10 protein-coding genes are annotated in these 12,135 nt (G+C 69.7%); 6 read left to right on the forward strand and 4 right to left on the reverse strand.

Annotated features, from left to right (window positions below; all coding sequences use genetic code 11):
* Positions 1-159 precede the first annotated feature (159 nt).
* Positions 160-1,539, forward strand: a complete 1,380-nt coding sequence (locus tag ACFWP7_RS02545) for a DUF2637 domain-containing protein (RefSeq protein ID WP_384374745.1) — start codon at positions 160-162, stop codon at positions 1,537-1,539.
* Between the two features lie 116 nt (positions 1,540-1,655).
* On the opposite strand, the gene lysS is transcribed toward ACFWP7_RS02545, so the two are convergent.
* The gene (lysS, locus tag ACFWP7_RS02550) at positions 1,656-3,395 is read right to left on the reverse strand and encodes a lysine--tRNA ligase (RefSeq protein ID WP_384374749.1); all 1,740 of its coding nucleotides are present in this window, start codon (positions 3,393-3,395) and stop codon (positions 1,656-1,658) included.
* Between the two features lie 556 nt (positions 3,396-3,951).
* On the opposite strand from lysS, the gene argS reads away from it, so the two are divergent.
* Both argS and ACFWP7_RS02560 read left to right on the forward strand, forming a co-directional pair.
* Positions 3,952-5,721, forward strand: coding sequence for an arginine--tRNA ligase (gene argS, locus ACFWP7_RS02555; RefSeq protein WP_384374752.1), 1,770 nt, complete (start codon positions 3,952-3,954; stop codon positions 5,719-5,721).
* A 148-nt stretch (positions 5,722-5,869) separates the two neighbouring features.
* The gene (locus ACFWP7_RS02560; protein ID WP_384374755.1) at positions 5,870-6,751 is read left to right on the forward strand and encodes a DUF4253 domain-containing protein; all 882 of its coding nucleotides are present in this window, start codon (positions 5,870-5,872) and stop codon (positions 6,749-6,751) included.
* 54 nt (positions 6,752-6,805) lie between these two features.
* On the opposite strand, the gene ACFWP7_RS02565 is transcribed toward ACFWP7_RS02560, so the two are convergent.
* The gene (locus ACFWP7_RS02565; RefSeq protein WP_384374758.1) at positions 6,806-8,194 is read right to left on the reverse strand and encodes a helix-turn-helix domain-containing protein; all 1,389 of its coding nucleotides are present in this window, start codon (positions 8,192-8,194) and stop codon (positions 6,806-6,808) included.
* Positions 8,195-8,408: 214 nt separating this feature from the next.
* Between ACFWP7_RS02565 and ACFWP7_RS02570 the strand changes: the two genes are divergently transcribed.
* Complete coding sequence (locus ACFWP7_RS02570) at positions 8,409-9,107, forward strand: DUF4232 domain-containing protein (protein ID WP_384374761.1); 699 nt, start codon at positions 8,409-8,411, stop codon at positions 9,105-9,107.
* Between the two features lie 24 nt (positions 9,108-9,131).
* Here ACFWP7_RS02570 and ACFWP7_RS02575 read toward each other — a convergent pair whose 3' ends face one another.
* Together ACFWP7_RS02575 and ACFWP7_RS02580 are read right to left on the reverse strand one after the other, a co-directional pair.
* The gene (locus ACFWP7_RS02575; protein ID WP_384374764.1) at positions 9,132-10,346 is read right to left on the reverse strand and encodes a PLP-dependent aminotransferase family protein; all 1,215 of its coding nucleotides are present in this window, start codon (positions 10,344-10,346) and stop codon (positions 9,132-9,134) included.
* 60 nt (positions 10,347-10,406) lie between these two features.
* Positions 10,407-10,904 (reverse strand): ATP-binding protein, encoded by a 498-nt coding sequence (locus ACFWP7_RS02580; protein ID WP_384374767.1) that lies wholly within the window; start codon positions 10,902-10,904, stop codon positions 10,407-10,409.
* A gap of 112 nt (positions 10,905-11,016) precedes the next feature.
* Between ACFWP7_RS02580 and ACFWP7_RS02585 the strand changes: the two genes are divergently transcribed.
* Together ACFWP7_RS02585 and ACFWP7_RS02590 are read left to right on the forward strand one after the other, a co-directional pair.
* The gene (locus ACFWP7_RS02585; protein ID WP_384374770.1) at positions 11,017-11,844 is read left to right on the forward strand and encodes a Scr1 family TA system antitoxin-like transcriptional regulator; all 828 of its coding nucleotides are present in this window, start codon (positions 11,017-11,019) and stop codon (positions 11,842-11,844) included.
* Positions 11,841-12,083, forward strand: a complete 243-nt coding sequence (locus ACFWP7_RS02590) for a DUF397 domain-containing protein (RefSeq protein ID WP_384374773.1) — start codon at positions 11,841-11,843, stop codon at positions 12,081-12,083. Before ACFWP7_RS02585 ends, ACFWP7_RS02590 begins: the two co-directional genes overlap by 4 nt.
* Positions 12,084-12,135 lie beyond the last annotated feature (52 nt).

A 12,135-nucleotide genomic window follows, 5' to 3' on the forward strand; every position in this document is an offset into this window, starting at 1 on the left:
GACAGAGCTGCTTCCGCGGCGTAACTCGTAGTCCCACCAGGCCATTTGCAGGAGCCCGGCCCCTACAGGGACCGGGCTCGTGCCGTACCGTGCGCCCGGGCACCGCACACATGTGCCACCCTGTTGCGCGCAACGACAAGTAAGGGGAGGGGAGTACGGGTGTCCGCGCCCATTCAGCTCACACGCACACACCGCATTCTCATCGGCGTGGTCGTCGCCGGTGCGGTTGTCATCGCGGGCATCGGCTTCGCCGGCTCGTACGCGGCCGTCCGCGAGCTCGCGATCGAGAAGGGTTTCGGGAACTTCAGCTATGTGTTCCCGATAGGCATCGACGCGGGTATCTGCGTCCTGCTCGCCCTTGACCTGCTCCTCACCTGGATCAGGATCCCCTTCCCGCTGCTGCGCCAGACGGCGTGGCTGCTGACCATGGCGACGATCGCCTTCAACGGCGCGGCGGCCTGGCCGGACCCGCTGGGCGTCGGCATGCACGCCGTGATCCCGGTCCTCTTCGTGGTCTCGGTCGAGGCGGCCCGCCATGCGATCGGTCGGATCGCCGACATCACGGCCGACAAGCACATGGAGGGCGTCCGCATCACGCGTTGGCTGCTCTCCCCGATCCCGACGTTCCTTCTGTGGCGCCGGATGAAGCTGTGGGAGCTGCGCTCCTACGAGCAGGTCATCAAGCTGGAGCAGGACCGCCTCGTCTACCAGGCGCGGCTCCAGTCCCGCTTCGGGCGCGCGTGGCGCCGTAAGGCCCCGGTGGAGTCCCTGATGCCGCTGCGGCTCGCGAAGTACGGTGTTCCGCTGGCCCAGACGGCCCCCTCGGGTCTCGCGGCGGCGGGCATCGAGCCCGTACTGCTGCCCCCCGCGCCGCAGTTGGAGCCGGCCCGCGAGCCGGAGCCGACGGCACCCGTCCTGCAGGGCGACGCGGCACCTGCCAGGGAACAGCTTCCCGCTGCCGAGGCGAACGAGCCCCCCGAGCAGCCGGAGGACCACGCCGAGCCGCAGAGCCCGTGGCTTCAGTCGCGGAATCCCCAGGCCGTCGCGTATCAGGGGGGCTACGACCCGACGTACACCCCGGTGTACGACGAGGATGCCGCGTACGGGCAGTGGTTCGCGGAGCAGCAGCAGGCCGAGCAGTTCGATGAACAGCAGCGGTTCCAGGCGCGGCAGCAGTTCGAGGAACAGCAACAGTTCCAGGCCCCACAGCAGTTCGAGCAGCAGCAGGCGTTCCCGCAGCAGCACGAGGAGCCGCCTGTCCCGGAGCCCTCTCCGGAGGACACCGGTACCTTCCCGATACCGGCCGGCCCGGGCCGTACCCGTGAGATGGGTGCGGGCGGCGGATCGGAGCCGACCGAGGACGACTACTACCTGGTCTTCAAGAAGTCGATAGACGGCAGCTACCCGACCTCGGGCCAGTTCAGGGGCGACGTGGAGGCCACGTACGGCATCACGCTCCCGCATCGCGAGGCCGACCGTTTGGTCAACCGCTTCACCAACCGCCACACGGCGGACCTTCAGGAAGACCACATCGCGTAAGCGGTTCCCCTCGGATGTCCTCAGATGTCCTCAGATGTCTTCGGTTCTTCTTCTACGACAACGGGGGCGCCCGGTGCCATTGAGCACCGGGCGCCCCCGTCGTCGTATCGCGGGATCTACTCCCCGAGGAGGCGGCGCACCCTTTCCTGCCCCACGGCCAGCAGCAGGGTCGGCAGGCGCGGGCCGGTGTCACGGCCCACCAGCAGGTGGTAGAGCCGTGCGAAGAAGGTGCGCTGGGCGACCTTGATCTCGGACGGGAGTTCCTTGGGGGTGGCGTCGGCGGGGAAGCCGGCCTGGACCTTGGGGACGCCGTAGACGAGGTGGGTCAGGCCGTCGAGGGACCAGTTGGCGTCGAGTCCGTCGAGCAGCAGGCGAAGGGACTCGCGCCCCTGTTCGTCGAGGGACTTGAGAAGCTCGGCGTCGGGCTCGTCGCGGACGACGGTGCGCTCCTGAGCCGGGACCTGCGTGTTGATCCAGGTCTCGGCCTTGTCGAGCCGCGGCCGGACCTCGTCGAGCGAGGTGAGCGGGTTCTGCGGGTCGAGCTCGCTGAGGATCCGCAGGGTCTGGTCCTCGGCTCCGGCGGTGATGTCGGCGATGGAGGCGAGGGTGCGGTACGGCATCGGGCGGGGCGTCCGGGGAAGCTCACCGGACGCCGTGCCCACCGCCCGCGCGTACGCGGCGGCGTCCGCCGGAAGCACGGACCCCTCGGCTACCTTGCCCGCGAGCTTGTCCCATTCGTCGTAGAGCCGCTGGATCTCCTGGTCGAAGGCGATCTTGAAGGACTGGTTGGGGCGGCGGCGGGCGTAGAGCCAGCGCAGCAGCTGCGGTTCCATGATCTGGAGGGCGTCGGCCGGGGTGAGGACCCCGCCCTTGCTGCTGGACATCTTGGACATGCCGCTGATGCCGACGAAGGCGTACATCGGCCCGATCGGCTGCTTGCCGCCGAAGATCCCGACGATCTGCCCGCCGACCTGGAAGCTGGAGCCGGGCGACGAATGATCGACCCCGCTCGGCTCGAAGACCACACCCTCGTAGGCCCAGCGCATGGGCCAGTCGACCTTCCAGACCAGCTTGCCGCGGTTGAACTCGTTCAGCAGGACGGTCTCGGAGAATCCGCAGGCCGAGCAGGTGTACGTCAGCTCGGTGCTGTCGTCGTCGTAGGCCGTGACGGTGGTGAAGTCCTTCTCGCAGCGCCCGCAGTAGGGCTTGTAGGGGAAGTACCCGGCGTCCGAGCTGCCGTCGTCCTCGGCGGCGGCGCCGGAGCCCTCCTCGGCCTCCAGCTCGGCCTCGTCGGCCGGCTTCTGTCCCTGCTTCTTCGCCGGGCTCTTCTTGGTCCGGTACTGCTCGAGGATCGCGTCGATGTCACCGCGGTGCTTCATCGCGAAGAGAACCTGCTCGCGATAGGTGCCCGAGGTGTACTGCTCGGTCTGGCTGATCCCGTCGTACTCCACGCCCAGCTCGGCGAGCGACGTGGTCATCGCGGACCTGAAGTGCTCGGCCCAGTTGGGGTGTTCGGAGCCCTTGGGGGCCGGCACGGAGGTCAGGGGCTTGCCGATGTGCTGGGACCAGGACTCGTCGACGCCGGGGACGCCGGCCGGGACCTTGCGGTAGCGGTCGTAGTCGTCCCAGGAGATGAGGTGGCGTACGACGTGACCGCGCCGCCGGATCTCGTCGGCGACGAGGTGCGGCGTCATGACCTCCCGAAGGTTCCCGAGGTGGATCGGGCCGGAGGGCGAGAGCCCGGACGCGACGACGACCGGTTTACCGGGGGCCCGACGCTCCGACTCCTCGATGACCTCATCCGCGAAACGGGAGACCCAGTCGGTGGTCTCGGTGCTCTGAGCCACGATCGGCACGTCCTCTTTCTGGAGTTCCTTCGAATCCAGCCGGCAGGGTCACACGGCTGACGGCCCCTATTCTCCCACCCCGGCCGGGGCCAGAACTTTCAGCCCCGGCCGGGGTGGGATCTTTCAGCCCGTCCGGCGTTCGAGGCCGAGACGGCACCATCCCAGTCCCCGCCCACCCACCGGGGCCGCACTTTCACCCCCTCCGGCGTTCGAGGCCGAGACGGCACCGCCGCAATCCCCCACCCACCCACAGGAGCGGCGGTTTCAGCCCGTCCGGCGTTCGAGAACCAAACGGCACCATCCCAATCCCCCACCCACCCACCGTGGCGGCGGTTTCAGCCCGTCCGGCGTTTGAGGACGAGCGCGTTCAGCGCGACAGCGGGGGTCTGGGGGCGGCAGCCCCCAGGAGCAAGGGACGGGTAGGGGCGGAGGGGGCGAATCAACCCCACCTCCACCCCCAGGGTGGGCACCCTCACACCCCCCCGCACCCGAGAAATCCGCTTGTCCCCCCATGGAATACTGGATGGGTCTATCTGATTCCTCGAGGAGAACGGCACCCACTCACATGGCCTCGGTCACGTCCCTCACCGCTTCCGTCCATCAGCGCCTCGCGAACGCCCTCTCGGCAGCCCTGCCGGAGGCCGGTTCCGCGGACCCGCTGCTGCGCCGAAGCGAGCGGGCGGACTTCCAGGCCAACGGAATCCTGGCGCTCGCGAAGAAGGCGAAGGCGAACCCGCGGGAGCTTGCGACGCAGGTCGTGGAGCGGATCACGACAGGTGACGTGATCAAGGACATCGAGGTCTCCGGACCCGGCTTCCTGAACATCACGATCACCGACAGGGCGATCACCGAGAACCTCGCGGAGCGGTACGCGGACGGCGAGCGCCTCGGCGTGCCGTTCATCGAGCACCCGGGCACGACGGTGATCGACTACGCGCAGCCGAACGTGGCGAAGGAGATGCACGTAGGCCACCTGCGCTCCGCGGTGATCGGTGACGCGGTGGTGCAGATCCTGGAGTTCGTCGGCGAAACCGTCGTACGCAGGCACCACATCGGCGACTGGGGCACCCAGTTCGGCATGCTCATCCAGTATCTGGACGAGCACCCGCACGAGTTGGACCACAAGGACGCCGAAGTCACCGGCGAAGAAGCCATGTCGAACCTCGACCGGCTCTACAAGACGGCCCGCAAGCTCTTCGACTCCGACGAGGAGTTCAAGACGCGGGCGCGGCTCCGGGTGGTGGACCTCCAGGCGGGCGAACCCAAAACGCTCGCGACCTGGCAGAGGTTCGTGGACGAGTCGAAGATCTACTTCTACTCGGTCTTCGACAAGCTGGACATGGAGATCCGCGACGCGGACGTGATCGGCGAGTCCGGCTACAACGACATGCTGGACGAGACGTGCCGCCTCCTGGAGGAGTCGGGCGTGGCAGTCCGCTCGGACGGCGCACTCTGTGTGTTCTTCGACGACGTCAAGGGCCCGGACGGCAACCCGACCCCGCTGATCGTGAAGAAGTCGGACGGCGGGTACGGCTACGCGGCGACGGACCTGTCCGCGATCAGGGACCGTGTCTTCAATCTGAAGGCGTCGGCGCTCGTGTACGTCGTGGACGCCCGGCAGTCCCTGCACTTCAAGATGGTCTTCGAGACCGCGCGCAGGGCCGGTTGGCTGAGCGACGACGTCAAGGCGTACCAGCTCGCCTTCGGCACGGTCCTCGGCAAGGACGGCAAGCCGTTCAAGACCCGTGAGGGCGAGACGATCCGGCTGGTCGACCTGCTGGACGAGGCGATCGACCGCGCCACGACCGTCGTACGCGAGAAGGCCGAGAAGGTGGGCCTGAGCGAGCAGGAGATCGAGGAGAACGGCCGGTACGTCGGTATCGGCGCCGTGAAGTACGCGGACCTCTCCACCTCCGCCGTCCGGGACTACAAGTTCGACCTGGACCAGATGGTGTCACTGAACGGCGACACGTCGGTGTACCTCCAGTACGCGTACGCCCGTATCCAGTCGATCCTGCGCAAGGCGGGCGAGGCGCGCCCGGTCGCGCACCCGGAGCTGGAACTGGTGTCGGCGGAGCGGGAGTTGGGTCTGCATCTCGACCGGTTCGGTGAGACGCTCGCCGAGGTGGCCGCGGGCTATGAGCCGCACAAACTGGCGTCGTACCTCTACCAGCTTGCCTCGCTGCTGACCACGTTCTACGACAAGTGCCAGGTCCTGAGCGACGACAACCCGTCGGAGCTCGTCGAGAACCGCCTGTTCCTCGTGGACCTCACGGCCCGCACGCTCCAGCAGGGCATGGCGCTTCTCGGGATCAGGACGCCCGAGCGGCTCTGATCCACTCCGAGCGCCCAAGGGCGTTCGCCGGTGCGGCCCCCGGTTGTTCAGGTGCCGGGGGCCGCCCGGTTTTCCTCCGCCGTCCAGGTCGCCCAAGTCACCCGGGCCGCCAGGCCCATTGTCAGTGGCTGCCCCTAAAGTCAGGGCCATGGCGACACTTCCCAACCCGCTGCCGACTCTGGCGGCCGACCCGAGCGGGCGCGCGCTCGGGCTTGAACTCCCGTCCGGGCGACTGATCGACGCGACTGACGAGGGTCCGTGGCACGAGCCGCTGCTCTGGCACGCCGAGGGGCCGGCGGCTCCCGGAGCCTGGTCGGCACTGGAGCCCGCCCGGCGGACGTCCGGCCTCCTTCCCCTCCTCATAGACGTCGGCGGCGACCAAGGGGAGCTGGACGACTGGGAGTTGGCGCCGGACGAGGTGTCGTACCCCGGGGACCACGACGCCGAGGAGGTGCTGGCGGAGTTCTGGGAGGAGTACGCGGCGGACGTGCCCGACCCGGACGAGGACTACCCGGGCAAGGAAGCCGTCGTCGAGGCCTTCGGCGAGCCCCACACGTACGACGAGACGGTCGCACCCTATGGCTCTCAGTGGCCGGGCCTCGCCCCCGCCACCGCGCCTGACGCCGACCCGAACGCGCGTGCCGCCGAGATCGCCGACTCCCTCGCGGACAGCGGCTCATGGCTGAAGGACGCGCGCCTCGCCCTGGTCCCGGCCCGCCGCAGCGCGGACATCCCGGCGGCGATCGGCTGGTCGGGTCCCGTGAACTACGAGGGCGACGTGGCCCGCCTGTGCGCCGTGCTCCGCTCCTGGGAGGACCGCTTCGGCATCCGCGTGGTCGCCCTCACCTTCGACCAGCTCGTCCTGTCGGTGGCGGCCCCGCCCACCACCACGGCCGAGGCGGAGGCGATCGCCGCCGAACACTTCGCGTTCTGCCCGGACAACATCACCCAGGGCCACCACGAGACGCTGCGGGAGTACGCCGCACACGAAGTCCTCGGCCAGAAGGTGTGGTCGTTCTGGTGGGACTGACGCCGGCCGGCGCCCGCAGCCTCGGCCGACCGCGTACACGTTGACGTCGGTGGGTCAGCCCTTGATGTTGGGCTCGTACTCGTTCCTCCACCACTCGGAGTCGCCCAGCGGATACGCGTACGCGGGCCGCCCCACGTTCCCGCTCGTCCGGAACGGGTTGCCGTTGTCGTCGACGCGGACCGTGCCCTTGTCGGTGCCGCTGGACCAGTTCAGCTCCAGGTACCAACTCACGTCGTGGGCCTTGGAGTTCGCGAAGATGTAGAAGACCTCGGGGTCGGACTCACTGACCTTGTAGGGGAAGTCGCGCTGCCCCGCCTTGGTCTCGACGGTGGGACTTCCGGCGTCCAGGTCCACGACGAACGACTTCGTGTCCACGCCGCCGCCGCAGCCGAAGCCCATCTGGAAGTCGTTCCAGGCGAGTGGCGCGTTCTTCGTCACCACGCGGACATGCAGCGCTTCCAGTACGACGGTGGCCTTCCCGGTGCCCTGCACGGTCAGCGCGAGCATCTGCTGTCCGGCGGCGACCCCGCCGAGCGCGGTGACCCACCCACGCGCCTCCGGCTCGTTCGGCGGCGGTGGCACCTGCTCGGCCTTCTGGTTCACCAGGTAGTGCTGGCTGCACTGGTCTTCCCACTTGTACGGGTTGGTGGCGACCGTGGGCGCGGAGGCGCCGTCCTCGTCCACGGCGTCCGGAGCCGCCTCGGCCCCACTGCCCGGCGGCGCGGAAGTGGACGTGGAAGCCGTGGGGGTGCCGTCCGCCGAGACGGACGGCGAGGCCGGCTTCCCCTTCGAGCCCTGCGACGCACCGGAATCACCGGAACCAGCGGCGGCGGACTCCGTGGCGGCGACCCCCACGGACTGGTTCCGCCCCTGACCGTCATCACCCCTGCCGGGTACAAGGTTCACCACGAGCGCGGCCGACACCACGGCGGCGGCCACGGCGGCACCGGCAAGGACGACGGTACGGCGACGCCGCGCCACAGGTGCCACAGGCGCCCCCGACCCGAGCGAGCGCTCGACCTCCGGAACGGCCCCGGCCTCCGGCCCAGCTCCCGCTCCGGACACAGACACGGACACGGACCCTGCCTCAACTCCCGCTCCGGCCCCGGCAACCCGCTCGCCCTCCGGCTCGGCAACCGCGGACGCCCCGGCCTCCGCCTCCGCCTTCGCCTCCACGGACCCCACACCCACGGCCCCCTTCACCCCCCGCCGCGCATCGGCCAGCACCCAGCGCCGATGCAGCTCCACCAGTTCGTCGGGGGTGGCCTTGCAGACCCGGGCCAACCGTTCCACGGGTGCGTAATCCGTCGGTACGGCGTCCCCGTTGACGTACCGGTGAAGCGTCGACGCACTCATGTGGAGCCGCTTCCCCAGCACCCCGTAACTGAGCCCGGACCGCTGCTTCAACTGCCCCAGCAGCTCCGAGAACTCGTCCCCCGCCACCGTTCCTCACCTCCCCGCGTCCCAGATCCGCGTTCCAGGGGAACATCGTTCCCCCAGGTCAGAGCCCCTGTGAGCGTTCCAGCGTCCCGGATGCCCCGGCAGCTGTGGCGGCTGGGACGGATCGCCGCACAAGCTGTGGTCATCCAAGCACGCCGCTCCCGGCACCCGGTCGACCGGCCTGCGTCCACACCCGCTCCACACAGGGGGATCAACCATGTCCGCACGCAACTCCCGTACCCGTATGCTCGCCGCCGCCGCGATCACGGTCGTCACGCTGACGCTGGCCGCGTGCAACAACGGAGAGGGTGTCAAGGACGAGGGCGCCTCGGCGATCTCCTCGGCCACGGAGTCACCCCTCGCGTCCGCCAAGCCGTCGTCACCGCCGACCAAGGCGAACGAGGGAACGCCCACGGGAGCCGACCAGGCCGCCGACGGCACGACGGACTCCACAAAGTCCCCGGACTCCACGGGCTCCACGGGCTCGAAGGACCCGGCCCCCACCTCCACCCGCTGCACCAGCACCACCACCCGTACGACCGCCACAGAGGTCTCCCGCCCCCTGAACCACATGCTCCTCACCGTCACCAACACCGGGGCGGGCAACTGCAACCTCATCGGCTACCCGGCCGTCCGCTTCAGCGAGGCCCAGTCGGTCCCGCCGGCCTTCGAGGACTCCAAGCCGCAGGCCGTGGTCACCCTGGCCCCCGGCGAGTCGGGCTACGCGAGCGTGCTCCTGTCGAGCGGCGACGGCAGCGGCTCCAACGGCTACACGGCCAAGGCCCTCGCCGTCCTCCTGAACAACAGCACGGGCGACGCGGCCAACCCGTCGCTCCCCGCGAAGGGCGTGTGGATCGACGACACGATCACCGTCACGTACTGGCAGTCGACCATGGCCGACGCCCTCACCTGGTGACTCCGGGCCGCAGGGGGCCGGCGCTCACCGGCCAGAGGCCAGCCCCGCCCCCAACCGCCGCAGCCCCTCCTCGATCTCCTCCGGCGTCTGCGTCACGAAGCACAGCCGCAGCGTCGACCGGTCGGGCTCGGCCGCGTAGAACGGCGCACCGGGGACGTACGCCACCTCCTGCCGCAGCACCGCCGGGAGCAGCTCCGTGGTGTCGTACGTCTCCGGAAGCCGGACCCAGAGGAACATGCCGCCCTCGGGCCGGTCCCAGACCGAGCCTTCGGGGAGGGCGTCGGCGAGGCCCGCGAGCATCGCGTCCCGGCGTTCGCGGTAGACCGCCGCGACCCGCGTGACGTGCCCGTCCAGGTCGCTGTCCGCCAGATACCGGGCCGCGGCGAGCTGGTTGAGGGTCGGGGTGTGCAGGTCGGCGGCCTGTTTGGCCACGGCGCAGGCGCGGCGCAGTTCCGCCGGGGCGCGCAGCCAGCCGAGCCGCAGGCCCGGGGCCATGACCTTGGAGAGGGATCCGAGCAGGACCGTACGGTCCTCCGCTCCCGCCTGCGACGCGATCCACGGCACGCGCGCGCCCTCGAAGCGCAGCTCGCCGTACGGGTCGTCCTCGACGATCCACAGCCCGTGCCGGCCGGCGACCTCGGCGACGGCGGCCCGCCGCTCGGCCGGCAGCGTGCGGCCCGTCGGGTTCTGGAAGGTGGGCACGGTGTAGAGGAGCTTGGGGCGTTCGCGCGCCACCAGTTCCTCCAGGGCCTCGGGATCGACACCGTGCCCGTCCCCCGGCACGGCGACCACCCGCGCGCCCGCGAAGCCGAAGACCTGAAGTGCCGCCAGATAGCAGGGGTTCTCGACCAGGACGGTGTCCCCGGGTTCGAGCAACGCGGTGGCGAGCAGCGAAAGGGCCTGCTGGGAACCCGTGGTGACGAGCAGGTCGTCGGGGCCGGTGGCCAGCCCGCGTGCCGAGGTACGTGCGGCGAGCGCGGCCCGCAGCCCCGGCTCGCCTTCCGTCGTGGAGTACTGCAGCGCCTGTTCGGGCACTTCGGCGAGGACCGCCCGGTAGGCGGCCGAGATCCCCTCGACGTCGAAGAGTTCCGGCGCCGGCAGCCCGCCCGCGAAGTTGATCACCTCGGGGCGCGCGGTGACGGCGAGGATGTCCCGTACCGGCGAACCGCCGATCGACCGGGCCCGCGCGGCGAGCGGCGGCACAGGGGCACGGGTGGGCGCGGGCTCGGCGACGGTCATGGCTCGGCTCCTTCGGCTGCACGGACGACTCGTGCCGCAGCCTAGGGATGTACGTGCCGCCTACAAGCGGGTTTCCGCGATCCGGACGCGGTCGGCAGGCCGGGGCAGAGGGGCGGGCCCAGAACCTGTCCGGCCGTCCTCGCCGGTGGGCGCCGTTCCCCACTCGCACCACACCACCTTCCCGGGGTCCCGCTCCGCCACCCCCCACTTGTCGCTGAGCGCGGCGACGAGCAGCAGCCCCCGCCCGCCCTCGTCCGCGCCGTCCGCGCCGTCCGCGATCCGCGGGGCACCGGGCCCGCTGTCGTGCACCTCCACCCGCAGTACGCCCCCCTCGTACCGCAGATACAGCTGGAACCCCCGACCGGGCGGCACCCCGTGCACCAACGCGTTGGTGGCGAGCTCACTCACGCACAGCAACACGTCGTCGGCGCACCCGGCCTGGGTCAGCCCCCAATCGGCCAACGCCTCGCAGGTGAACCGCCTGGCAGCGGGGACGGATCGGCGGTCGCGGCGGTAGAAGCGCTCGCGCTGACAAGGCAGTTGGGTTGTCTCATTCACGGGACGAATGTCGCGCAAAGTTACTACGCTGGATCAGTGAGTGAAACCGTACTCAGAATTTGTACGGGTTCGCACGGGTCGGTACGGGCACCTGTGGGGGAGTTAGTCCGGCATGAACGCCAAGAAGCAGCCACGGAAGAAGAACCTCTCCGCCATGCGAATGGTCGGAGCGCAGATGCAGACCGCCCGCAAGGCGGCGGGCTACACACAGCGCGCCCTCGGTGAAGCTGTCCTCGCCGACGAGGAGTCGATCGCGTCGATCGAGCAGGGCAGAAGGCCACTCCTGCCGGACCTCGCCGAGACCCTGGACCAACTCCTCGACACGAAGGGGCTGTTGCTGGCAGGGGTCACGAACATGCCGGAGATCGACCAGTTCCCGCTGTTCGCGGAGCAGTACATGCTGCACGAACGCGAGGCCATCGCGCTGTCCTGGTTCGACAACGCGGTCGTACCCGGCCTGCTCCAGACCGAGGCGTACGCCCGCGCGGTCCTGCGCGAGCGCATCCCGGCGTTCGACGAGGACGAGATCGAGACCAAGACGGCGGCCCGCGTGGACCGACAGGAGATCCTGCAACGCAAGTGTCCGCCGACGATGAGCTTCATCGTGTGGGAGCCGGTGCTCCACCTCGGCGTCGGCGGCCCGAAGGCCCGCCGCGACCAGCTCCGCCACCTGCGCGACTGCGCCGAACTCCCGGGCCTGGCGCTCCAGTTCCTGGCGATGAACACGCCCTCGCACGCAGGCCTGGCAGGCCCCTTCACCCTCCTGGAAACACCCGACCACCAACACCTCGCCTACACCGAGAGCCAGCGCGGCAGCCAGTGGGTTTCGGACCCCGACGAGGTATCCATCCTGGCGCGCAAATATGCGATGCTGCGGTCACAGGCCCTGTCTCCGCAGGAGTCGAAGGGCCTGCTCGACCGTCTGCTAGGAGACAAATGAGCACCGCACTTGAGTGGTTCAAGTCGAGCTACAGCAGCGACGAAGGCGGCGCGTGCCTCGAAGTCGCCTACACCTGGCGCAAGTCCAGCTACAGCAGCGACGAGGGCGGCCAGTGCGTAGAGGTCGCCGCCTGCCCCCACGCCATCCACATCCGCGACTCCAAGAACCCGGAGGACGGCCCCACTTTCACCGCCTCGCCGGGGGCCTGGTCGGCCTTCACCGCCCACGTCTCCCGCTGAGACGCTTGCCGTCACGGCGGTTTAACGCAACGGCAACCGGAAGATCGTTTCC

It is taken from the genome of Streptomyces sp. NPDC058470, assembly GCF_042721055.1.
Classification (GTDB): Bacteria; Actinomycetota; Actinomycetes; order Streptomycetales; family Streptomycetaceae; genus Streptomyces.

Coding starts and splice junctions, on each gene's coding strand:
- argS (WP_384374752.1), top strand. CDS start 3,952: ATGGCCTCGGTCACGTCCCTCACCGCTTCCGTCCATCAGCGCCTCGCG.
- ACFWP7_RS02560 (WP_384374755.1), top strand. CDS start 5,870: ATGGCGACACTTCCCAACCCGCTGCCGACTCTGGCGGCCGACCCGAGC.
- ACFWP7_RS02570 (WP_384374761.1), top strand. CDS start 8,409: ATGTCCGCACGCAACTCCCGTACCCGTATGCTCGCCGCCGCCGCGATC.
- ACFWP7_RS02575 (WP_384374764.1), bottom strand. CDS start 10,346: ATGACCGTCGCCGAGCCCGCGCCCACCCGTGCCCCTGTGCCGCCGCTC.
- ACFWP7_RS02585 (WP_384374770.1), top strand. CDS start 11,017: ATGAACGCCAAGAAGCAGCCACGGAAGAAGAACCTCTCCGCCATGCGA.
- ACFWP7_RS02590 (WP_384374773.1), top strand. CDS start 11,841: ATGAGCACCGCACTTGAGTGGTTCAAGTCGAGCTACAGCAGCGACGAA.